Raw genomic sequence first — 22,929 nt, forward strand, 5'->3', positions numbered from 1 at the left:
TATTGCCCAGCGGCCCAAACTTAATGCTTAAAACTTAAAAACGAAATAGTGGCCGCGCCGGATTCCAGATTCCCCACGGAATCATAAGCAGCACGAGGATAAGGGCAATGGCATAGTACGTGAAAGCTCGCCGGTGCTTGAGCGTATCGTCGGGGGCTTTTTTCGAAAGGCTGCGGCCAACTTGGGCCAGCACCGCGGCCAATAGCATGACGGCGATGTGCTCGACCCCGAAAAAGCGGGCCGTGGGGTCTTTCATCGCCCCGGCTTGCTTCATGGCGTTGAGGCCCCAGGGGCTTAAACCAAAGTAGAGGCCCAGGCCCAGTAGCACCTGCAAATGCATCGAGCCCACGAAGCTCGCCCCCATGCCGTTATCAGCTCCCAGGAAGGGCCGCCGGCCGGTCCAACCCACGTAGCCGCGGTAAAGCGCGATGAGGCCAAATATTACCACCAGCCAGCGGGACCAGGAGTGCAACACGAGAAGAACGGAGTAAGCAGACATGAAAAGGAAAAGGTGAATGAGAATAAAATCAGATAGTTAGTGCACTTTGCTGCTTAAGCGCCGGTTTGAAGCGCCGGCTCCCGCTTGTCTCGGTGCGCCACGAACATAACAACGAACGGGTAAACGTCGCGCCCTGTCCAAGCTACCCTCGGCACCGCTGGCCCTGCCCGTCGGGCCTTGAACGCCACCTTTAGAGGCTTAACAAACTTTATTGTATTTCGAAATCAGATGCATAACATCGCTTTTTCAACTTCTTTCCATTTTCTAATATTTGATACATAGACCTTTTTTCTCTGTGATGAAAAAATCTATTAATAATATAGCCCTCTCTGATGGTTTTTACATTGCCTCCTGCTTTTATTTTAATTTTCTGGCCGATTTTAAATTCATAGTTATTTTGTTCTTGTTTTTCAGAGAACGTTTCACCAATTGCAATGCATACAGCCTCATTTGTCCTTTGAGTCAGTATAGACATAATATACAGAAAAAAGGCATGCCTGTAGTCATATAAATGACCTGACCAGTAGTATTTATCTATCAAAATTTTGCTATCGCTAAAATGCCTTATTTTCACTGTAAACTTAAATGTAGTTGAACCAATCCTAGCCCATTCAAAGGCTATATTACCGTCATTGTGATAAAATTCATATTTATGAAAATCGTTGTCAGGATTAGTTACTGACTGGGCGAGCTTATTATAGAAATCAATTAAAGAGGATAAACGAATTGTATTCCCTTTAAGCCAAATTATTTTGTCGCCAAATCCGATCTCTAAACAACAAGCACAATGTATCCTGGACTTCGAGCTCCAATCAGGGTTCGGCTCCTGAACTATGTTACCTCGTTTAGTTATAAGTCTGATTTCTGTAAACATTCGTAGTCATTATTTAAAATAGTATCCAACATCTCATGGCTTGGTGCCGATTGAAAATTGGAGCATAAAGCTCCGTAGTCCTAGGTTAGCCTACCTACTGTACGACCCGTGTTGCGTGCGGTTTTAAGTGTTTTATATTGAGCATTTTTTGAATAACCTATATGAACCTAGTCGATACACGCTGAAGGAAAAGGTAAGGCAACGTCCACCCCAAACTAGCGCTAAAACAACCACCTGTGGCGAGTGGCGAGTTACCTACCAGTGAAGGGCCAAAAACCAACTCGGTAGGCGCGAGAAAGGTATTGATGAACAGCACGGGTGGTATAGCTATGCCGCAAATAGCTGCCCCAGCCTTGCGTAGGCGGTTAACGCACCTTGCCCCGCTTCACGAGGTAGGCGTAGAGTACTTTTTCGAAGGGCTCGCGCACATCGACGGGTACAAAATCGATGCGTAGCTGCCCGCAGCGCAGGGCCAGCTCTTGCTCGTAGGCCGTCATGGCCGCTCGGTACTGCTCCTTGATTTGGGACGGCTGCAGCTTGATTTCCTGCCCGGTTTCTATGTCCTCAAAAATGTAGGGCCGCTCGGCGAAGTCGAAATCGGCTTCGGTGGCGCGGTCGAGCACGTGGAAGAGTAGTACTTCGTGGTGCTGGTGCTTGAGATGCTGCAGGGCGGCCAGGGCAGCGGTTTGCTCGGCCGGGCTACGCCCCAACATGTCGCTGAAGAGGATGACGAGGGAGCGTTTAGGGATCTGCTGGGCGATGGCGTGAATAGTGCCCGCAACATCGGTCCCACCGCGCCCGGTCTTAGGGACGGGGGCGCGTTCGAGCAGCTGTTGCAGAACCAGGAGCAGGGTGTGGCGGTGGGTGCTGGTGGAGCGCACTGGGGTTTGCAGCTCCACCGTTTCGGCAAAGGTGACGAGGCCCACGGCGTCGCGCTGCCGCGTGAGCAGGGTGGTAAGGGCGGCGGCCGCCAGAATGCTGAATTTGAGCTTGTCGTAGCCCGGGGCGGGGTAGTACATACTCGGGCTAACGTCGAGCAGCAGGTGGGCCCGGAGGTTGGTTTCTTCCTCGTAGCGCTTCACAAACAGCTTGTCGGTACGGGCAAAGACCTTCCAGTCGATGTGGCGGGTGCTTTCGCCGGGATTGTACAGGCGGTGCTCGGAAAACTCGACTGAAAACCCGTGGTAGGGCGACTGGTGCAGGCCGGTAATAAAGCCATCAACGAGCTGGCGGGCAAGGAATTCGAGGTTCTCGAAGGAGCGGATGGCGGCGAGGTCGATAGGCATCGGGAGGGCTTTGGAGACTATAAAGAACGTAATGCGGCGCTTGCCAAAGTTCCGGACACCGGATTTGCTTGTCCCGGGCCCGGCTCCGAGCTAGTGCCGGGCGGCCCCTGAGTGGCCAGCGGACCCCACCGCCGGAGCCCGCCGACGCCGATAAGCTAAGCCTGAGTCGGATAGGTAGCAGCGGGTGTGGACCTTTAATGTGGCCCTCCACCCCGGGGTGGGCATTTACCTTTGCCTGGTCCTTCGTAAGTTAGGCGCTTCAATCAACCAATAATTTATTTCACACTCATACCCCAGCCCCATCCCCGTGGACGACCGTCACGACCAGGAAGAGATTTACTCCCAACGTATTAAAGCCGGTAAGCGCACGTATTTCTTCGATGTGAAAGCCACCCGCGGCCAGGACTATTACCTGACCATCACCGAGAGCAAGCGCCGCCAGAACGGCGACGACTCGGTGTCCTACGAAAAGCACAAAATCTTTCTCTATAAGGAAGACTTTCTCAAGTTCGTGGACGCCTTGCAGGACGCGGTGGACTACGTGCGCGAAGAACTGCTGACGCCCGAAGAAGTGGCGGAGCTGGACCGCCCCCGCGAGTACGACGACCGCGACAAGCCCCGCTCAGAGTTCGAACGGCCTGGTTTCGACCCCAACCTAAGGAGCGACAACTACTAGGTTTCCGGCCTAGGGCAGCCCGAACGGCGCGAGTGGATGCGAATTCGCCCGCGCCGTTTTGTGGTTCAACGGGCCCGAAGTGGCGGGCAGCCAAAGCTGCGCGTACTTGCTCGTGAGTGCCAGGGCGCCAGCCAGGGTTAGGTTGGTCGCGGGGTTCCTATTCACTACGCGCACAATGCGCGGCCCAGGCTGCGCGCTCCTGCCGTACCTTTGTGGATGAATTGGCTGCAATTCGCTCTTTAAAACCCAACCCTCAACACTCCCCAATGGGCCTCCGCTGCGGTATCGTCGGCTTGCCGAACGTCGGTAAATCCACTCTTTTCAACGCGCTTTCCAACGCTAAGGCCGAATCGGCCAACTACCCTTTTTGCACCATCGAGCCCAATGTGGGCGTCATCACCGTGCCCGACGAGCGGCTCCAGATCCTGGAGAGCCTCGTGAACCCCAAGCGGGTGCTGCCCACCATCATCGAGTTTGTCGACATTGCCGGTCTGGTGAAAGGAGCCAGCAAGGGCGAAGGCCTAGGCAATAAATTTCTGGCCAACATCCGCGAAGTAGATGCCATCATTCACGTGGTGCGCTGCTTTGACGACCCCAACATCGTGCACGTGGCCGGTGGGGTAGACCCGGTTTTTGACAAGGATGTTATCGATACAGAGCTACAAATCAAAGACTTAGAAAGCGTTGACAAAAAGCTGGTGAAGTCGGAGCGCAGTGCCAAGGGTGGCGATGCCGTAGCCAAGAAGGAAGTAGCTGCCCTGCAGCGCTTCAAGGCGGCGCTGGAAGCCGGCCAGAACGCTCGGTCCGTGGCCGCCACCCCCGAGGAGCTAGAGGCCGTAGCCGACCTGCAGTTGCTCACCATCAAGCCCGTGATTTACGTGGCCAACGTCGACGAAGCCAGCATTGCCACCAACGGCAACCAGCACGTGGAGGCGCTGCGCGAGCACGTGCAAGCCGAAGGCGCCCAGGTGGTGCTGGTATCCGCGGCCATTGAGGCCCAGATTGCCGAGATGGAAGACCCCGAGGAGAAAGCCCTGTTCCTGAGCGAGTACGGCCTTACCGAGTCGGGGCTGAACAAGCTCATCCGGGCCTCCTACGAGCTGCTGAACCTGATTACGTACTTCACCGCGGGCGTGCAGGAAGTGCGCGCCTGGACCATCCACCGGGGCGATAAGGCCCCCGCGGCGGCCGGCGTCATTCATTCCGATTTTGAGAAGGGTTTTATTCGTGCCGAAGTCATCAAGCTCGCGGACTACCAGGAGTATAAAACCGAGGTGAAAATCAAGGAAGCGGGCAAAATGGCCGTGGAGGGTAAGGACTACGTGGTGCAGGATGGCGACATCATGCATTTCCGGTTCAACGTCTGACCCACGGACCACGGATTCGCTCGGATTTTTCGGATTACACGGATTTTGTGGACGGCGCGATTAGATTTGGGGGAGCTGCTTGGAATGCTTTGATAGGGGGCTCAGCTTAGTGGCTGGGGCGGGGTTGGTTTTTGAGGAAGCGTTTGTAACTCAAGCTGGTGTTACCAAAGTTGATTAGCAAGCCGACCTCTAATTGATAGGCTTCCAGGTAATTTATTGTTTGGGCGTAATGCGAGTTATTCAGTTCGCTTACTGCTTTGAGTTCGACAAGCACCGTATCAGCTATTAGGAAATCGACGCGCCGCGAGCCTACATCAACTCCTTTGTAGAAGATAGGCATTTCGACCTCACGCGTAAAAAGCAAGCCCGCACTCTGTAATTCAAGTGCCAAGCTGCGCTGGTAAACGACCTCTTGAAATCCATTCCCCAGCATTCGGTGCACCGTCATGGCGCACCCAATAATCTGGTGAGTAAGTGTATTAAAGCGAGTATCGATCAACATAAAAATGGCGGAGCTACCAACGGAAAAGGTAGCTCCGCCACAAATTAAATATTAAACTATTAAATTAAATAATAAGGCCAAATCTGATCGCGCCATTCACAAAATCCGTGCAATCCGAAAAATCCGAGCGAATCCGTGGTCCGTGGTTCACTTGCCCACCACTTTATACAGCATGCCTTTGCTGAGCTGGTCATTGGTCGACATGCCATTGAGAATGGCTAGCTCTTCGTAGCGTTTGGATGGAATGCCGTTGGCGGCGAGGGCCGAGGCGAGGGTGGTGGCGGAAGTGGCGGTTTTAATCCGAATGCGCTCGGGCTGGCGGTTCAGCTTGCTGGCCTCGGTGAGGCGGGCGTAGCCTTGGGCCGCCTGAGTGAATTGCGGAGAGTAAGTAGCAAACGAAGCCGGCGCGGCGAGGCCCACGAAAGCATAGATGCTTTTCCCTTCCTGAATGAGCTGGGCGAGCACGTGAGCCGGACTGCTTTGCTGGTCCTGCGCCGCTTGGTCGCCTTCGAACACGAGGGCGGGGAAGCCGTTGATGGTCGTTTGCTGGGCGTTGGCCGATTGCACGCCAATGGATTTGGCCAGGCTCTGGCTGGCGGCCTCGAGGGAGCTGCTATTGACACCCAGGAATACCAGTAAGGCTTTGCCGTTAGGCTCCGCCATCTGGAACTGCTCGGGCGAGTTTTGGGATTTCCAGCCCGCGGGAATGGGGAAGCGGAACTTCAGGTCGGGGTGGTAAAACGTGCTGTTTTCCACGAAGCCCTGGCGGGGGTCTTCGCCGTAAATCAGCCCCTCAATGGAGCGCAGATACGAGTCGCGGTTAACCGCCAGGGGCTTGTTGCCGACTGTTCGCTTGGCTTGGGCCGCCAGGCCTTTCACGCGGGTGTAGCGGTCGGCCGAATTGGGGTGGGTAGAAAGAAACGTGGGAATGCTGGTGCCGCTCTGGGCCTCGGTGCGCTGCAGGGTTTGGAAGAAGTCAGCCATTTGGGCCGCGTCGTAGCCAATCTTGGTCGAATACTTCACGCCCAGGCCGTCGGCCTCGTTCTCGTCGTCGCGGCCGTACTTGAGCATGCCCAGGCCGACCCCCTGCTGCACGAGCCCACCCACCGACTGCATCACGCGGGGGGCAATCACCGCCCCCAGGATCATGCCCAGGCCAGCCAAGGTGGAGCGGGTTTGCTGCTTTTTGCCGTGCTGGGCGGTGATGTGGCCCAGCTCGTGGCCCAGCACCCCCGAAAACTGGGCTTCATTGTTGAAGTAGGCCATGATGCCGCGCGTGAAGTACACGTGGCCGTCGGGAGTGGCGAAAGCATTGATCACCGGGGAATCGACCACCGTGAAGCCATAGTCGCCCGGGCGGTCCGAAATGGCCGTCATCTGCTTGCCTTTGGTGCTGATGAGGCTTTGCAATGGGGGGCTGTTATAGAGGCCGAACTGGGCCAGCACCGCGGGGTCGGGCTTGGCACCTTGCAGGGGCCGCGCCCAGTTGGTGATGCTGGAAGAACCGGCCAGGGGCGCCAATAATAACAAGAAGGCGCCGGTGCGCAGACTGGGAAGAAAAGAGAAATTCATAGGAATGATGAGAGTAAATAAAGCGAGCTTGGGCGCTGAGGCACAGCGGATGAACTTGCAACGCGGCCGGGCCCGACGGGTTACGCCGGGTCCGGCCGCGGCGACGCCAGCCCTTTTTCTGATTGGCGTCGCCGGCGGATTCGCGCTGCGTAAGCCAGGGCGTAGCCATTTTCCTGCCAGCTTACGAAAATCTGCCTACAGCCGGCTGTTTACGGCCGCGGTCTGGTAACCGATGAGCAGGTCGGCGCGGGAGCCCGGTGGGCGGTAGTACACCAGCAGGTCGTACTGATTCTCGGTTTCCCGGTGAGAGCCCTCGAAGTAAATTTCATCGGGGGCGCTGCCCGGGGTGCCGGCCACGGCGAAATCATAGTTGTAATACCCTTGCTTGAGCAGGGCATGGCCGGTGTAAAGCTGTTTGGCTTCGTCGTAGCTCAGCCGAAACTCATCCTTGAGCTGCCAGTCGGTGAGAGCTCCCAGCACGTAAACCGGGCCGGGAGCCGGCTGAGCGGCTTTCAGTTGGAAGGTCACGTTGGTGTAGTCGGCGTTAGTGGCGCCGTTGCCGAACTCGCGGCTTTCGAATACGCGTTGGCCATTGGTGTCCTGGTACTGGTTATAAGCCTGTTTGTTGCGCGTTTCTTCGGGCTGCAGGGTGACGGATACGGGAGAGGTCCGGGGGTCGAGATGCAGCACGCCAATGCCGTTGGACTGCACCGAGCGGGTATCAAAGAAACGGTACTCGCTCAGGCCGGGGAAGGCGTTTTCGAAGGCGAAGTACTGATACTCGAGCCGACGCTCGGCGTCGCGTACGAAGGTGGGGCGCAGGTTATACTTGGCGTTGTCCCAGCGGAAGTTCTGGCGCAGCACCACCTTCACTTCGACGGCCGGGTTCACCAGATTCACGCTGGCGTAGCTGATGCCGAAGTCGAGCTGCTGCAGGGCGTAGCGCTCCTGTCCGCCAATCACCAGACCCGGCTTGAGGCCCACCTGCACCTGATTTTCGTACACCAGCAGGCGCCGCGAAACCACTGGTACGCCGCCCGGGCTCTGTACTAGCAGCAAGTAATTGCCGCTCAGCTTCACGGCCGGGGCCCGCAGCCGGTAGTGGAAGTACGGCACTTTGGTGTTGACGCCCACCCGATAATCGGTGATGGGAAACTCATTTATCTCGTTGAGAAACTGCATGTCGGTCAGCACCGAAGGCTGCCAGTTTAGGTCGCAGTGAATGAGCTTGGCGGTATAGCGCTGGCTCTGCTCGCCCAGCACGTCGAACTCCAGGGTGATGGCCGGGCTCTGGCCCAGCGGTACCACCGGCGGCTGAAATACTTCGTTGGGCTGGCCCGTGGCCACGTAGCACTGCACGCTACGCACCTCGGGCGTGTAGGTATAGTCCTGGTAGCGCAGGGTTTTATCGGCGTAGTATTCCGGGGGCTTTTGCTGGCCTGGGGCAGAACTGGTGCTGGTGATGGGGGTGCCCAGGGGCACGCAGGCCGGGGCTAGAAGCAGGAGGAGAAGAGGAAGTACGCGCATGGGCCGAAAGGTACGCTAGCGGTACTTTTCCTTTGCTCTGGCGGTATTTTTCCTTTTCTTCTGCACTACCCCAACCGCCACTACTTTTACTTCAAAAGAGAAACCGCTTAACCGGCCAGTTCAGTGAAACCATCCAGAATCAGAACCTTGCTCATTGGGTTAATTGTGGGAGTGGCCTACGCTTTCCTGGCAATGCTGGTGGTTTCGGCCAATAAGAAAGGCGTTTCACTGTCGTACATCTACGTCCTACCGCTGGTGCTGGGAACCGTACCGGTGTTGTTTTCTACTCGTGAGCAACTGCAGGCCTATAAGGATTATCTGCTACTGCCGTGGGGCATTGTGCTGACATTCTTTTTCCTGTGCTTTATCAATGGCTTCGAGGGCATGATCTGCCTGGTCATTATTGTGGCGCCTTTTGTATTGCTAGGCAGCCTCGGAGCATTTATTGCCAAGCTCATCCGGCTCCGCAATGAGGCCCGTGGCACCAGGCTATACATCTCGCTGCTACTGCCTTTTTTGGCACTGTTTATGGAGCGTTTTACTCGTCCAGTCGACCAGTTTCACACCGTCGTCACGTCGGTACGAATCAACGCTGCACGGGCCCAGGTGTGGCCCAATATCAAGAACGTGCGCGCCATCAAGGCGGGGGAAATAGCCCCGCATTTCGTCCACATCATGGGTATACCGAAGCCGCTTGATGGGGCGCTCGACCGCGAAGGCATTGGCGGAATCCGGCGCATTACCTGGGAAAAAGGCATCCGGTTCGAGGAAAAGATAACGGCTTGGCACGACAGCACGGGCTTTGCTTACGACATCCATGTAGACCCGGCTTCCATTCCGCCCGCCACGCTCGATGAGCACGTGATGATTGGCGGCGAGTACTTCGACGTCGTGCGCGGCAGCTACGCCCTGGCTCCGGCTGGCCCGGGGCACTGTTTGGTTACCCTCACCTGCACCTACCGCATCACGACCAATCTACCTACTTACAGCCGCTGGTGGGCCGATTTCGTGCTCGACGACTTCAATACCATGATCCTGGAGGTGGTGAAGCGCCGCAGCGAGCGACTCGTGGCGAGCAGGAGAGCAACCAAATAGGGTAGGAGCGCCGCTGACGAAAGGAACCCCCGCAATAAAGTAGCCGCCGCTGAAGATGGGGCAATGGCAGGTCGCTAATAGACAAAGCCATAATGCCGGCAACCCCAATGGAATACAATACAACACAGAGCTTGGTCGGCGTGGTGCTCCAGGGGATTTTGCTGGCCCGAGAGGGACTGGTGCCGGTCATGCCGAAGGCCTCCCAAGCCGGAGAAGAAAAGGGCGTAGGCGAAAAGGTGAGCATGAGGACGGGTGTAGAGCGAGATTTTAAGAATCAAGCTGACACCGGCCGGCGCAGACTTTACCTAGCGGTAACGTTGACGTGACCAACAGGGCACAGTGTGCCGCTACGTTTGTGCCGCGATTCAACCATCCAATCTGTACCATGAAAAATACCGCTACTCTGTTATTCGCCGCGCTGCTGAGCGGCGGGCCGGCCCTGGCGCAGGGCCCCTGCGCACCGCTGCCTGCCAACCACATTAGCCGGTTTACCTCAGTGCTGCCTTCTACGCAGCCGCAGGACCTGCGTATCCCGTCCACCCATACCTTCCAACTGCTGCTGCAGAGTGGAATGCCCTACTCCACGGCCGCTGATGGCTTGGTAAAAGAGTCCTTCGACTTCACCGGCTACGTGTCGGCGGGCCCGGGCGGTGCTGGTGGTTACTTGTCCATCAACCACGAGGGCTCGTCGGCCGCCACGTCCGGCGTAAGCATGCTGGGGCTGAACTTCAACGCCACCACCAAGCTGTGGAACGTGACGGCTAAAAACCCGGTGAACTTCGGGCCCGTGGTGGGCACTTACAATAACTGCTCGGGTAGCGTAACTCCTTGGAGTACTGTGATAACCTGCGAGGAAAATACTCCGACGGCGCCCACCGACAGCAATGGCGACGGCTACCTGGATTTCGGGTGGACCGTGGAGGTAGACCCGGTTACGCGCACGGTAAAGGACCAGAACGGCGATGGCACGCCCGATAAGCTCTGGCGCATGGGCCGTTTCAAGCACGAGAACGTAGTGGTCGCTGCCGACCGCCGCACCGTATACGAAGGCGCCGATGAAGGCTCGAACAGCTACGTGTATAAGTACGTGGCCAACACGGCTGGCCAACTCGGCACCGGCACCCTGTACGTATTGGTGCTGGCCGGCCCCATCGGTACGGCTACCACGGGCACCTGGGTGCTGGTGCCCAACACCACGGCCACCGAGTGCAACACCACGACAACCCTGGCCACTGCTTTGGGGGCCACTAATTTCAATGGGGTGGAGGACATCGAAATCAGCCCGCTAACCGGCCAGGTTTACTTCACGGCCAAGGGCCCCGGCACGACGTACCGCTTCACCGACTCCGGTCCCACCGGTACCACCATTAGCGGCTTCGAGGTCTTCGTGGGCAACTCGCCCGGTGTTGCCAACCGGACGTACCCCATCAACTACGGAACCGGTACCATCAACGAGCCCTGGGGCACCGGCAACGATAACCTCACTTTCGACTCGCAGGGCAACCTCTACGTGTTGCAGGATGGTGGGCGCAACCACGTGTGGCTGGTGAAGCCCTGCCACACCCAGGCCGCTCCCGCCGTAGAAGTCTTCGCCGTAACCCCCGCCGGCAGCGAGCCCACGGGCATGACCTTCTCGCCCGACGAGCAGTTCATGTTTATCTCCATCCAGCACCCCAGCACTACCAACACGCTGGCTACGCTGGACGCCGCTGGGCAATCGGTAGTATTCAATAAGTCGTCGGCCCTCGTCATCGCCCGCAAAGGCATCCTGGGCACGGCCCTGAGCACGACGAGCGGCAAAACCGAGCTAGCCCGCGCCGACGTGTACCCGAATCCGGTACCCGGCGCCGAGCTGACCATCGCGCTGACCCACGGCCGCCGGGAGGCCGCTACGTTGCAGGTATTCAATTCCATCGGGGCCCGCGTGCTGGAGCAGTCGGTAGTGCTGAACGCGGGCGTAAACACCCTGCCGGTGCCCGTCGGCAAGCTGCCCGGCGGCCCCTACAATCTGGTGATTAAGACGGCTACCACCACCACCAATCGTTCCTTCATCAAGCAGTAGTGCGCCGAAGCTCCCTTTCCTTGCTTCTGATCCTAAGTGTTGCCCTGCAAGCTCTGCAGGGCAACACATGTTTGGCGCAGGCTACTTCTGGTGGCCCGCCGGCCGCTTTTACCCTGGCCGAGGCCTTGCGCCGGCCCGCGGGAATCCGGGAGTTGAACCTGCGCGGCCAAGGCCTGGAGCAGCTGCCGCCCAGCGTGGTCCAACTGCCGCGGCTGCGGCAGCTGTTAGTTCACGAAAACCACCTGCGCCACCTGCCTGAGGAAGTAACCCGGCTCGACAGCCTGCGGGTGCTGTTTGCGAACAAGAACGCCCTGCTGGATTTGCCGCCCACCCTGGGCCAGCTGCGCCGGCTGCGGCAGCTGCAAGTCGACCAGAACCTGCTGGCCGAGCTCCCGCCCAGCATCGGTGGGCTCGACAGCCTGGGCTTCCTGCTGGTCGCCCACAACAACCTCGCCTCCCTGCCCGAGCAGCTGGGCCAGCTAAGCCGCCTCGAATATTTCGACGGGTCGTACAATCAACTGCTCTACCTGCCCGCCTCGCTCGGGCAGTTGCGCGCGCTGCGCTACGTGTACCTGAACGACAACAAGCTCCAGCGCCTGCCCGACGGGCTCGGCGCGCTGGGCCGCCTGCAAGAGCTGAACCTGGCTAACAACCAGCTGGAGGCCCTGCCCGAGAGCTTGGGCGGTTGCCAGCAGCTGCGCATGCTCACCGTGTCGGGCAACCAATTGCGGACGCTGCCCAAGAGCCTGGGCCGGTTGCGTAAGTTAGAGATACTGATTGCCAACGACAACCAGTTGCGGGCCCTGCCCAGGAGCCTGGGCCGGCTCAAGCACCTGAAAACCGTTATCGTGAAGCGCAACGCCTTTACGCCCGAAGCCCGCCGCCGGGCCGAAGCCGCGCTGCCGGGGACCAAATTTTATTTTCAATAGCCATGCGCCTGGGCCTCGTTCGTTTCCGCTCCCTGCGCCGCTCGGGCCAACTGCTGCTGTTGCTGCTTGCGGGGGCCTTGTTCTCGTTTGCCGTGCTGCTGCCCACGCCCGCCGAGCAGGTGAAGAACTACTACGATGCCCGCCTGCAGCGGCTGCACGCCGCCCTGACGCACTTTCAGGAGCTGGCCTACCAGGCCGATAGCCCGGCGCTGCGGGCGCAGTTGGCCACCTGCCGCGACGAGTACAAGCGCCTGGAGTTCGCCATTGAATACCACTATCCACACGTAGCCCAGCGCCTCAACGGCGCCGCACTGCCCGAAACCGAGGCCGGCGAGCCGGGCGAGGTCATCCCACCCACTGGCTTCCAGGTACTGGAGGAGCACGTGTACGCCACCCCGACCACCCCCGCCACCCGCGAGCTGATCCACCAGGAACTTGACAACCTGCTCTCGCAGGTGCGCGCGCTGGAGCAGCAGGCCCCAACCCTGGCTTTTACCGATGCCGAAGTGTTCGACGCCCTGCGGCTGAACTTGTACCGACTGGCCGCCAAGGGCATTTCGGGGTTTGACTCGCCGGCGGCCCACGCGGCGCTGCCCGAGGCCGCCATCACCCTGCAAGCCACCCGCGACGTGCTGACCCTGTACGAGGTGCCGGCTCCGCTCACGGGGCCCCTCCGCCGCGGGGTCGCCGCCCTGACGGCGCCCGGCCAGACGTTCGATGGCTTCGACCGGGCCGCCTTCCTGCGCCGCTACTTCAACCCCGCGCTGGCCGCCCTGCGGCAGGCCCAGGCTGAGCGGGGCATCGCGCCACTAACGGCCCGGCGCGCCGTGCGAGCCGGGGCCGCCAGCTTCTTCGAGGCCAATGCCTTCGACGCCGCGTTTTTCGCGCCCGCCGATGCCGCCCCGCCCACGCCGGCCGTGCTGGCTCTGGGTGCGGCCTTGTTTCAGGAGCCTCTGCTCTCGGGACGGGGAGGGCGCTCCTGCGCCAGTTGCCACGTGCCCAGTCGTGCCTACACCGACGGCCTGCGCGTGAATACCTCCCTGGTGACCGGTACCGCGCTCGAGCGCAACACGCCCACGCTGCTTAACGCCGCCCTGCAGCCCGACCAGTTCTACGACGGCCGGGTCCACTTCCTCGAAGACCAGGTGCACGCCGTGGTGTCGAACAAGTCGGAGATGGGCGGGCAGCTGAGTCAGGCGCCGGCCCTGCTGCGCAAGCGGAGTACCTACGTCCGGCTGTTTGCCCAGGCTTTTGCCACGGAGCGCCAGCCCGTGACCGAGCGTAATATTCGCCGCTCGGTGGCGGCCTACGTGCGCGCGCTGGTAAGCCTCAACAGCCGCTTCGACCAGTTTCTGCGCGGCGACTCTACTGTGCTTAGCGCGCAGGAAGTGCGGGGCTTTAACCTGTTTATGGGCAAGGCCCAGTGTGGTACCTGCCACTACCTGCCGCTGTTCAACGGCACGGTGCCACCGCTTTACGACAAGACCGAAAGCGAAGTGCTGGGCGTGCCGGCTACCCCCGATACCTTGCATCCCGTGCTGGACGCTGACCAGGGCAAGTACCTGCTCCACGGCATTGCCCATCAGCAATATGCCTTCAAAACACCCACCGTGCGCAACGCGGCCCTCACCGCGCCCTACATGCACAACGGCGTGTACCAGACCCTGGAGGAAGTGCTCGACTTCTACAATCGCGGCGGCGGTTTGGGCCTGGGCCTGGTCGTGCCCACCCAAACCCTGGCCGAGGACCGCCTGCACCTGAGCAAGGCCGAGCAACAGGCCATCATCGCTTTCATCAAGTCCTTGAACGACCTGCCAGCAGCGGCGTATTAAGGCGTATTCACCATTTACTTGCCGGCTACTGTGGGCTACACCAGCTCCTCCCAGCGCTTGGTTTGGGCGGCTAATTCTTTCTTCACCGCTTCAAATTTCAGCGTAGCGTCTTTCAGTTGGGCGGCATTGGCGTAAGTGGCCGAATCGGCCAGCTGCGCTTCGTAGAGGGCCAGCTCTTTCTCCAGGGCCGTGATGCGGGTTTCAACTTCGGCTAATTCCCGGGCCGCTTTTTTAGCGTCGTGGCCGTGGTCGTTTGCCAACACTTTCGGCTGCTCCGCGGCTGGCTTGGGAGCTACCGTGGGATTGAGCAGTCCCGCCTTCTTCGCGGCCTTCTCCCGGTCTTCCTGCCACTGCTCGTACTCGGCGTAGGTGCCGGGATACTCCTTCAGCTGATAGTCTTCGATGTACCAGATTTTGGTGGCCACGTTCTCCACGAAGAAACGGTCGTGGCTGATGACGATGAACGTGCCCTGGTACTGTTCCAGTGCCTGAATCAGAATGTTGACCGACACCATGTCGAGGTGGTTGGTTGGTTCGTCGAGCAGCAGGAAGTTGGCTTCCGAGATCAGGGTTTTGGCCAGGGCCACGCGGCTTTTCTCGCCCCCGCTCAGCACCTTGATCTTCTTGAATACCTCCTCGCCCGTGAACAGGAAGGAGCCCAACACCGAGCGCAGCTCCATCTCGTTGCGCTTCGAGCCGGCTTCGTTCATCTCCTGAATGATTTCGTTTTCCAGCGTGAGCGACTCCAACTGGTGCTGGGCGTAGAACGACATAATGACGTTGTGGCCCAGCTGGTGCTTGCCGGCCGTGGGAGCTTCGGTGCCCGCCACCAGGCGCATGAGCGTCGACTTACCCTTGCCGTTGGCCCCGATGAGGGCAATTTTGTCGCCCCGCTCGATGTGCACGTGGGTGTCGCGGAAAATCAGCTTCTGGTCGTACTTCTTCAGCACGTGCTCCATGCGCAGGATGTGCCGGCCGGGCTCCACCTTGAACTGGAACTTCATGTTGATCTTGGCCGCGTCCTGGGCCACGTCGTCGATGCGCTCGAGCTTGTCGAGCATCTTTACGCGGCTCTGGGCCTGCTTGGCCTTGCTGGCCTTGGCCTTGAAGCGCTCGATGAAGCGCTCGGCCTGGCGGATTTGCGACTGCTGATTCTCGAAAGCTCCTTTCTGAATGGCGTTGCGCTCCTCCTTTTCTTCGAGGTAGTAGGAGTAGTTGCCGGCGTAGGGCACCAGCTTGCCACCCGTGACTTCGACGGTGGTGTTGGTGGTGCGGTCCAGGAATTCCCGGTCGTGCGACACGATAATAACGGCGCCCTCGTAGTCGGCCAGGTAGTTTTCGATCCACTTGATGCTGGGCAGGTCCAAGTGGTTGGTGGGTTCGTCGAGCAGCAGCAGCGACGGCTGCTGCAGCAGAATTTTGGCCAGCATCACGCGCATGCGCCAGCCGCCCGAGAACGTTTTCAGGGGCTTGGCCAGCTCCTCGGTGGTGAAGCCCAGCCCTTCGAGAATTTCCTCGGCGCGGGCCTGCATGGTGTAGCCGCCCAGGGCCTCGAACCGCTCCTGCATGCTGGCCAGCTTGTCGACCAAGTCGTCGGAGTAATCGGTTTCGAACTGGAGCAGGATGTCGTCAATCTTTTTCTGCAACTCCAGGGCTTCCTCGAAGGCCTGCATGGCCACGTGCAGGATGCTCTCGTGCGTGTCGTAGCTCAGTAGGTCCTGATTGAGGAAGCCGAGGGTCACGTCTTTGCTCATCGAAATCGAGCCGCCATCGGCCTTGTATTCGCCCACCAGCAGGCGCAGCAGCGTCGATTTGCCGGTGCCGTTGAGGCCAATGAGGCCAATTTTATCTTTGGGCTTGATGTGCAGGTTGGCTCCGTCGTACAGCGTGCGGGAACCAAAGTGGAAGTCGAGGTCGGAAATGGAAATCATGTAAGCAGCGGTATAGCAGGGCAAAGGTACGGCTTGCGTGGTTGGCCCCGCTGCCGGAAAACACCTTCGGCAGCTTAATACTTCCCTGAGAGTAAATAAAAAGCCCGGGGCAGGTCGTTTTTAGTCAGGCGTCGTCGCGGTCGACCGAGCGTGTTTGAGCCCGGGCTCGCTTCCTTCATTCAGTTAGCGGAGCTTCCGGGCCCGCTTTAGTGCCCGCCTTGTCGAACAGGCAGCTCACGATGCCCCGGTGCCAGCGTGTGAATACCATAGAGCACTTGCCGGCGGAGCCTGGCGTCCGCCCGAAGCTGCCGCTGCGGGGTGCTCATCGTAGATAACCACCGCCTTCAACCTGGGGTAGTTGAGGGGAGGCTTTTTTATCGCGGCTACGCAACTTGTTGAGCAGAATCAGCTGCCGGCCCTAATCCCGCGCAGGACAATCCCTCGATTAATTACGTCTGGTACGCCATTCGAGCCAACTGCGTCGGGTATTCGCCTCGCTTAGGTCCTGCTTCTTACTTTTGAACCATGCTTCCACCTGTATCTTCCGACTCGGTTGGCGCTGGCCTGCTGGCCGCGTTCCGCCAAAACTTTCAGGCTTATAAAGTGCTGGCTGAACGTGCTTTGTCTCAGGTGTCCGATGCGGAGTGGCTGTACGTGCCCGCGCCCGGCAGCAACAGCGCCGCCGTTATCGTGCAGCATCTGGTCGGTAACCTGCGCTCCCGCTTCACCGATTTCCTGACCTCCGACGGCGAAAAAGCTACCCGCCAGCGCGACCAAGAGTTTGAAGAGCCCCGCACACCCGAAGCCATCCCGGCGCTTCGGCAAGAGTGGGAAGCGGCCTGGGCCGTGCTGTTCGCGCTACTCGACGAGTTGCGGCCCGAAGACTTGCTGCGCACTGTCACCATTCGGGGCGAGGCCCACACGGTGCTGGCGGCCGTGCAGCGCCAAGTGGCGCACTACGCCTATCACGCCGGGCAGTTGGTGCAGCTGGCTAAGATTATACGGGCGGCGGAATTTCAGTCCTTGAGCATCCCGCGCGGGCAGAGCGAGCAGTTCAACCAGAAAATGGCCGGTCCGCGCTGACCATGGAAAACTCCGCTAGCCGGCCTCTCATCTGGGCGGGCGAGGCCACCATCCACCTCGAAGCCGCCAACGAGCGTATCAGCCCCATGCTTGCCATTACCTCCCTGCTCAGTGCGCCCCACGCCGCGCACATTAACAGCATTATTAAGAGTCTGGAAGAAAAATTCGGCATCGATGACGTCCAGGCCACTCTCGACCCGCACTTGACTTACCAGCTCGCCGGGGTAAGAAAGCTGAGCGCGTTAAAGAGTGTGCTGGCTGAGGTAGCGGCCAGCACGGAGCCATTCCCGGCCTTTACCACCGGCTTGGGGGTGTTCCCGGGCGAGCGCCCCGTCATCTATATCCCCGTGCTGCGCTCCAATGCGCTCAATGCCCTGCACGAGCGCATTCTGGCCGCGACGGCGCCCTTGTGCGTGGCCACTGATAAGTTCAGCACCCCCGATTGCTGGCTGCCGCACATTTCCCTGGCCCTGCACGACACCACTCCCGACTTACTGGGCCCCGTGCTTCGCCACCTGAATGAGGAAACGTATAACCTGGAAATAACCATCGACAACCTCGCCATTTTGCGCCAGGAAGGCGACTTGTTCGTGCGGGAAGAGGTATTCAGGCTGAAGGAAAAGGTGATGGGGTGAGAACGAACCTCATGCTGACTGGAGCCAAGGCATAACGACCACCTCGTTAAACCTCCCGTGCCCCCTGTCGGGTCGTGTCCGGCAGGGCCGGCCCTACTGGGTACGACTCTGGTTCGCTTCAGGCGCGAAGCCCCAGCAGAGAGGGGAGCCTGGCGAAGCGAGCGCGATATACGATACCTCGGCTCCGTTCGGCATGGCTGCCGCCTTCAGCAGCTCACACCGTGGGCGGGATTTGCGTGCCCTGGTCCAGTGACTGCCACAGGTACTTGCAGGCCAGGGAGCGGTAGGGCCGCCAGCTTTCGGCAATGGCGAGCATGCGCTTTTGCAGGGCCCGGCCGGTTTCCTCCAGGCCGTAGAGCTTGCGCATAGCGTTCTGCACGCCCAGGTCGCCCTCGGAAAATACGTCGGGCTGGTCCAGGGCAAACATCTGCAGCATTTGGGCCGTCCAGCGCCCCACGCCCCGAATGGCGGTTAGGTGCTGGGTGAACGCTTCTTCCGACAGACTGCTGAGGTGCGCGTAGTCGAGCAGGCCCCGCTCGTTGTACTCGGCAATGGCTTTGAGGTAGCCTACTTTCTGGCGCGAGAGGCCCGCCGTCCGGATGAGGTCTTCGTCCATGGTCAGCACCTCGCGCGGCTCGGGGTAACCTTCGGGCGGAAACAAGCCCTGAAACCGCTTCCAGATGGCCGCCGCCGCTTTGGTCGAAATCTGCTGGCTGACGATGGCGCGCAGCAGCGACAGGTACAAATCTTCGTGGGGCCGCGGGGGGATGTCCCGGCCGCGGGCAATAACGGCGCCCAGGATGGGGTCGGCGGCGGAAAGGTGCTGAATGGCAGCTTGGTTACTCATGGAGCGGGCGGGCGGGGTGCGAAGCGGGGGTGGTGAGGTCTTGCTCGTGGGTCGCGACCAGCACGGTGTCGAGCACTTCGCCGGTAGGAGCGAGGCGTACGCCGGCCAGGTTGCGGCCCAGATAAGCGCCGGTATCGAGGTATAGCGTATGGGTGTCGGCGTCAAACCGGGGCTCACCGGTGTCGGTGGGCGTGTGGCCCACCACTTGTAGCTGATCGAGCTTTTGGAGAGGGCCGCGCCGCCAGAGCAGGCCGTCGGGATGCTCGGGGTCGCGGGCGTGGGGCGAGTCGGCCAGGCCGGCGTGGCTGACCAGTACGTGCTCGTTTTGCCACAGCAGCGGCCGTTGGGCCAGCCAGGAGAGGTGTTGCGCCAGCAGGTCGGGGCAGGACCAGTACTGCTTAACCGTAGTGCGTCCGCCCCAGTTCAGCCAATGGGGGTTAGGACCATCGGGGCCGTAGTGGAGCAGGAACTCGGCCTCGTGGTTGCCCTTCAGGAAAGCGGTGGTACGGGGATACTGTTCGTGAAGTCGGCGGGCCAGCTCTACGGTTTGGGGCACGTAGCGGCCCCGGTCCACCAAGTCGCCCACCTGGATGAGATGGTCGGTGGCCGGCCGCCAATGCGTCAGCAACTCCTCCAGGGTGTGCCAGCAGCCGTGCACGTCGCCAATGATAAATAAGTTCATGCGTCCAGCAACGTCAAAATGGATAACTTGGGTCCGCCTAACGAACGCGAGGCCAGTCGCGTTCCTACCCGTTCTTTTCTGCCCCCATCGGCTCTTCCTCCATCGACAAGAGCGTTGCCTCCACCCGCGCCAGCATCTGGTCGTCGACGTCGAGGTGGGTGACGAACCGGATCCACTGGGGCCCGAAGCTGCTGGCCCGAATGCCCTGCTGGGCCAGGTGCGCCAGAAAAGCGGCCGCCGGCACGCGCTCGTGTAGCTGGAAGATGACAAGGTTAGTTTCCGGATCGAGCACCTCCGTCACGTACGGCTGCTGGCGGAGCACCGCGGCCAGGCGTGCCGCGCGGCGGTGGTCGTCGGCCAGGCGCGTCACGTGGTGTTCGAGCGCGTAGAGGCCCGCGGCGGCGAGGTAGCCGGCTTGGCGCATGCCGCCGCCCATTACTTTGCGGATGCGCTTGGTTTTCTTGATAAAATCGGCCGAGCCCAGCAGCACCGAGCCCACGGGGGCTCCCAGGCCTTTCGACAGGCATACCGAAATCGAGTCGAACAGTTGCCCGTAGTCCTCGCCGCGCTGCCCGGTGGCCACCAAGGCATTGAAAATTCGGGCGCCGTCGAGGTGGCGGGCCAGGCCGTACTGCCGGGCCACGTCGCTGATAGCGGCGAGATCGTCCCAGCCGTAGCAGCTGCCCCCGCCGCGGTTGTGGGTATTTTCCAGGCATACCAGGCGGGTGGTGGGGTAGTGCAGGTTTTCGGGCCGAATGGCGGCTTCCACCTGGGCGGCGGTCAGGCGGCCGCGGTTGCCGGCCAGCAACGCCACCGAGGCACCGGAGTGGAAGGCGATGCCCCCCACTTCCCACAGGTACACGTGGGCGGTTTGCTCGCAAATCACCTCGCTCAGCGGCTCGGTGTGGGCTTTAATGGCGATCTGGTTGGCCATGGTGCCAGAGGGGCAAAACAGGCCGGCTTCCAGGCCGAAGCGGGCGGCGGCGGCCTCTTCGAGCCGGCGCACCGTGGGGTCTTCGTCGTACACATCGTCGCCCACCAGGGCCTCCGTCATGGCGGCCAGCATGGCGGGCGTGGGCCGGGTTACGGTATCCGAGCGTAAGTCAACAACGGGCAGGGCGGCAAATTCGGCGGTCATGAATAGTCAGGTAAGGCAGATAATGGTGGAATAGCGAAGAAAAGGCTGGGCCCCGGGCCCCAGTGGCGGGAGTGGGCGCGCCGCGGCAAAAGTAGCACCCGAGGGGGCCCGGCTATTGCCCAGTGCAAGGCGCCGTAATCCAGCAAAATGCCTCATGGGCTTGCACTTTCAAAATGAAAGCCTTACTTTTGCCCTCCGTTTCGTAAGCCCTAGCCTTTAACCATTCCGGCACCATGTCCGTTACCCGCCTCAAGCGCAAACACCGCAAGAACATTGCCCGCGCTAACAACAAGCAGCACATCATCAAGGAATTGCTCCGTACGCCCGTTCTGAAGAATGTGGACCTGGAAGAGCTGAAGTCGCGCTTTACCACCACCGGTGGGGTGGCCGGGGCCGTAGCCGCCGTGAAAGATACCGCCAGCGCCGTCGCCGACAAAGTGCAGGCGGTAGCCGCCAGTGTCGCCCACAGCGACGTGGTTGAAAAAGCCAAGTCCGTAGTTGGCGACACCGTTGAGAAAGTAAAAGAAGCCGTTTCCGGCGCCAACTCCGCAGCCGACGCAACCACCGCCAATGCCGCCGCCTTCGACGACGCCGAAGCCGTAACCAAGCCCGTTAACGAAGACGGTCAGGAAGGCGAGCATCCTAAGCCCGAAATCGCGCTGTAAGACGCCAGGCTGGGCGAGAAAAACGATAGTGCGCCGCAGAGGCGTGAGCTTCTTTTTCTGAGCCTCAGCCCCTATAAAGATCATGAGCCCCGTTTCCTGCCCGGCAGGTTGCGGGGCTTGTTTTTTGCGCTTAACACTCGGGCTTCGAAAATAAACGCCCCCTTAGCCGGCCCGCTTACCGAGCTCCACGGCCTGCAGATCCACCACCTGCCCGCCCGCCAGCCCAAACCGCAGCAGCGTGCGCACCTGGTGAAACCCGTGCCGCCCCGCAGCCCCCGGGTTGAGGTGGAGCAGACCCAGCTTCTTGTCTGGCATTACCCGTAAAATGTGCGAATGCCCGGTGACGAACAGCCCCGGCCGCGTGCTGGCCAGCAGGGGCCGGGCCGCGGGCGCGTAGTGCCCCGGGTAGCCGCCAATGTGCGTCATGACCACCCGCAAGCCTTCGACCACAAAATCTTGCACCAATGGCTGGGTCCGGCGCACGTCCGAACCGTCGATATTGCCGTACACGCCCCGAAAGTGCGGTGCCAAGCGCTGTAATTCGTTTACCACGCTGGCGTCGCCGAAGTCCCCGGCGTGCCAGATTTCATCACAGTCGCGCAAATGGTACGCTATTCGGTCGTCCAGGTAGCCGTGGGTATCCGAGAGCAGGCCTATTCTAGTCATGCCGCAAAGATGTAGCCGGCCGGCAAATCGACCCGTTCCCGTATCTTGCGGGCGTTGCCCGAGGCGCTACAATTAATAAATTATCAATTTCGGCAGCTCTCCTTTCCCGTCATCATCTCAATCTGCTTCTCCCGATGAATATTTTCATCAACGACATTCCGCTGGTCATCAAGAAGCTCAGCGAAAAAGTATACAAGCATAAGTTTGATCTGATTCTCAGCCCTGATGACGATTTTACCTCAAAGGACTTGGTAGGCGACGTATTGGTACGCGATGCCAGCCCGCTGTTCCTCGACCGACTGCTGCGCCTCATGGAAGTGAAGAAGCTAAAAAAGCTGAAGTCGCTGACCATGTTGGTGAAGAAGAAAAAGCACGTCATCCTGCACTTAAAAGACCAGTTCAAAATTGCCAAAGCCGGTGGTGGCCTGGTGGTAAAAGGCGACCAGGTGCTGATGATTCATCGGTTGGGCAAATGGGATTTGCCCAAGGGCAAGCTGAAGAGCGATGAGGATCCGGCCACTGGTGCGGTGCGCGAGGTAGAGGAAGAAACCAACATCAAGGTGGAGCTCCTCGAAAAGTTGCCGAGCACCTGGCACAGCTACGCCTACAAGGGCAACAAAATGCTGAAGAAGACCAACTGGTACTTGATGAAGTGCCTGGATGATAGCCTGATGAAGCCTCAAACCGAGGAGTACATCGAGGAAGTGCGGTGGATGTCGCCCCAGGAAGCCCTCGCCAAGCTAGAAGATTCTTACGCGTCCATCGCCCTGGTGGTACGGCACTACCTGACTAGCCTCACCGGCAAGTCTGCCAAGGAAGTGCCCACCACCGGAAAGTAGTACGATATTGCGGAGTGGAAGGCTACTAGCTGACCAATATCATTGGGCCTGCAAGGGTGGGCTATTGGGTTGAAGTAGCGAGGTTGGCTGTGATTCATAACCCTTAAACAATATCGTACACCACGCTGCAGCCCGCGGTGAGTGTTCGGGGCAATAAGCAGTCAATCATACATAAACGTATAGGGTGGGCCCTGCTTCTCTGGCGTCCGTGGAGCCAAACCG

Annotated in this window: 22 protein-coding genes; 10 read left to right on the forward strand and 12 right to left on the reverse strand. The window is 59.8% G+C overall.

Annotation, left to right across the window (positions count from 1 at the left end; all coding sequences use genetic code 11):
- Positions 1-34 precede the first annotated feature (34 nt).
- From IC235_RS12260 to IC235_RS12270, 3 genes are all read right to left on the reverse strand, one after another.
- Complete coding sequence (locus IC235_RS12260) at positions 35-499, reverse strand: hypothetical protein (protein ID WP_191005465.1); 465 nt, start codon at positions 497-499, stop codon at positions 35-37.
- Positions 500-707: 208 nt separating this feature from the next.
- Positions 708-1,373 carry a hypothetical protein gene (locus IC235_RS12265; protein ID WP_191005466.1) on the reverse strand — a complete coding sequence of 222 codons (666 nt, stop codon included), beginning with the start codon at positions 1,371-1,373 and terminating at the stop codon, positions 708-710.
- Positions 1,374-1,738: 365 nt separating this feature from the next.
- On the reverse strand, positions 1,739-2,659 hold the full coding sequence (locus tag IC235_RS12270) for a DUF58 domain-containing protein (protein WP_191005467.1): 921 nt from the start codon (positions 2,657-2,659) through the stop codon (positions 1,739-1,741).
- 307 nt (positions 2,660-2,966) lie between these two features.
- On the opposite strand from IC235_RS12270, the gene IC235_RS12275 reads away from it, so the two are divergent.
- Entirely contained in the window at positions 2,967-3,335 is a 369-nt protein-coding gene (locus tag IC235_RS12275; RefSeq protein WP_317173568.1) for a DUF3276 family protein, read from the forward strand.
- 9 nt (positions 3,336-3,344) lie between these two features.
- Here the strand turns inward: IC235_RS12275 and IC235_RS12280 are convergent, their stop codons facing one another.
- The gene (locus tag IC235_RS12280; RefSeq protein ID WP_191005468.1) at positions 3,345-3,500 is read right to left on the reverse strand and encodes a hypothetical protein; all 156 of its coding nucleotides are present in this window, start codon (positions 3,498-3,500) and stop codon (positions 3,345-3,347) included.
- Between the two features lie 101 nt (positions 3,501-3,601).
- Between IC235_RS12280 and ychF the strand changes: the two genes are divergently transcribed.
- A complete protein-coding gene (ychF, locus tag IC235_RS12285) occupies positions 3,602-4,702 on the forward strand; it encodes a redox-regulated ATPase YchF (protein WP_191005469.1) in 1,101 nt (366 codons plus the stop codon).
- A gap of 106 nt (positions 4,703-4,808) precedes the next feature.
- Here the strand turns inward: ychF and IC235_RS12290 are convergent, their stop codons facing one another.
- The 3 genes from IC235_RS12290 to IC235_RS12300 form a co-directional block, all read right to left on the reverse strand.
- On the reverse strand, positions 4,809-5,204 hold the full coding sequence (locus tag IC235_RS12290; RefSeq protein WP_191005470.1) for a GxxExxY protein: 396 nt from the start codon (positions 5,202-5,204) through the stop codon (positions 4,809-4,811).
- Between the two features lie 147 nt (positions 5,205-5,351).
- On the reverse strand, positions 5,352-6,776 hold the full coding sequence (locus IC235_RS12295; RefSeq protein WP_191005471.1) for a M48 family metalloprotease: 1,425 nt from the start codon (positions 6,774-6,776) through the stop codon (positions 5,352-5,354).
- A gap of 195 nt (positions 6,777-6,971) precedes the next feature.
- A complete protein-coding gene (locus IC235_RS12300; protein ID WP_191005472.1) occupies positions 6,972-8,303 on the reverse strand; it encodes a type IX secretion system plug protein in 1,332 nt (443 codons plus the stop codon).
- 123 nt (positions 8,304-8,426) lie between these two features.
- On the opposite strand from IC235_RS12300, the gene IC235_RS12305 reads away from it, so the two are divergent.
- From IC235_RS12305 to IC235_RS12320, 4 genes are all read left to right on the forward strand, one after another.
- Positions 8,427-9,398, forward strand: a complete 972-nt coding sequence (locus IC235_RS12305) for an SRPBCC family protein (protein WP_191005473.1) — start codon at positions 8,427-8,429, stop codon at positions 9,396-9,398.
- Between the two features lie 385 nt (positions 9,399-9,783).
- On the forward strand, positions 9,784-11,460 hold the full coding sequence (locus IC235_RS12310) for an alkaline phosphatase PhoX (protein ID WP_191005474.1): 1,677 nt from the start codon (positions 9,784-9,786) through the stop codon (positions 11,458-11,460).
- A gap of 20 nt (positions 11,461-11,480) precedes the next feature.
- Entirely contained in the window at positions 11,481-12,389 is a 909-nt protein-coding gene (locus IC235_RS12315) for a leucine-rich repeat domain-containing protein (protein WP_191005475.1), read from the forward strand.
- Between the two features lie 2 nt (positions 12,390-12,391).
- Positions 12,392-14,221 (forward strand): cytochrome c peroxidase, encoded by a 1,830-nt coding sequence (locus IC235_RS12320; RefSeq protein WP_191005476.1) that lies wholly within the window; start codon positions 12,392-12,394, stop codon positions 14,219-14,221.
- Between the two features lie 35 nt (positions 14,222-14,256).
- Here the strand turns inward: IC235_RS12320 and IC235_RS12325 are convergent, their stop codons facing one another.
- On the reverse strand, positions 14,257-16,152 hold the full coding sequence (locus IC235_RS12325) for an ABC-F family ATP-binding cassette domain-containing protein (RefSeq protein WP_191005477.1): 1,896 nt from the start codon (positions 16,150-16,152) through the stop codon (positions 14,257-14,259).
- A 525-nt stretch (positions 16,153-16,677) separates the two neighbouring features.
- Between IC235_RS12325 and IC235_RS12330 the strand changes: the two genes are divergently transcribed.
- Entirely contained in the window at positions 16,678-17,235 is a 558-nt protein-coding gene (locus IC235_RS12330; RefSeq protein WP_191005478.1) for a DUF1572 family protein, read from the forward strand.
- Between the two features lie 2 nt (positions 17,236-17,237).
- On the forward strand, positions 17,238-17,870 hold the full coding sequence (locus tag IC235_RS12335) for a 2'-5' RNA ligase family protein (RefSeq protein ID WP_191005479.1): 633 nt from the start codon (positions 17,238-17,240) through the stop codon (positions 17,868-17,870).
- Positions 17,871-18,084: 214 nt separating this feature from the next.
- Here the strand turns inward: IC235_RS12335 and IC235_RS12340 are convergent, their stop codons facing one another.
- The 3 genes from IC235_RS12340 to IC235_RS12350 form a co-directional block, all read right to left on the reverse strand.
- A complete protein-coding gene (locus IC235_RS12340; protein WP_191005480.1) occupies positions 18,085-18,717 on the reverse strand; it encodes a DNA-3-methyladenine glycosylase family protein in 633 nt (210 codons plus the stop codon).
- Positions 18,710-19,399 carry a metallophosphoesterase gene (locus tag IC235_RS12345; RefSeq protein ID WP_191005481.1) on the reverse strand — a complete coding sequence of 230 codons (690 nt, stop codon included), beginning with the start codon at positions 19,397-19,399 and terminating at the stop codon, positions 18,710-18,712. The genes IC235_RS12340 and IC235_RS12345 overlap by 8 nt, the downstream gene beginning before the upstream one ends.
- 64 nt (positions 19,400-19,463) lie before the next feature.
- Entirely contained in the window at positions 19,464-20,537 is a 1,074-nt protein-coding gene (locus IC235_RS12350; protein ID WP_191005482.1) for a threonine aldolase family protein, read from the reverse strand.
- 233 nt (positions 20,538-20,770) lie between these two features.
- Here IC235_RS12350 and IC235_RS12355 point away from each other — a divergent pair, with 233 nt between their 5' ends.
- On the forward strand, positions 20,771-21,202 hold the full coding sequence (locus IC235_RS12355) for a hypothetical protein (RefSeq protein ID WP_191005517.1): 432 nt from the start codon (positions 20,771-20,773) through the stop codon (positions 21,200-21,202).
- 162 nt (positions 21,203-21,364) lie between these two features.
- Here IC235_RS12355 and IC235_RS12360 read toward each other — a convergent pair whose 3' ends face one another.
- Positions 21,365-21,868: a metallophosphoesterase family protein gene (locus IC235_RS12360; protein ID WP_191005483.1), complete on the reverse strand. Its 504-nt coding sequence runs from the start codon at positions 21,866-21,868 to the stop codon at positions 21,365-21,367.
- 134 nt (positions 21,869-22,002) lie between these two features.
- On the opposite strand from IC235_RS12360, the gene IC235_RS12365 reads away from it, so the two are divergent.
- Entirely contained in the window at positions 22,003-22,707 is a 705-nt protein-coding gene (locus IC235_RS12365) for an NUDIX hydrolase (protein WP_191005484.1), read from the forward strand.
- Positions 22,708-22,929 lie beyond the last annotated feature (222 nt).

It is taken from the genome of Hymenobacter montanus, from assembly GCF_014699115.1.
GTDB lineage: Bacteria > Bacteroidota > Bacteroidia > Cytophagales > Hymenobacteraceae > Hymenobacter > Hymenobacter montanus.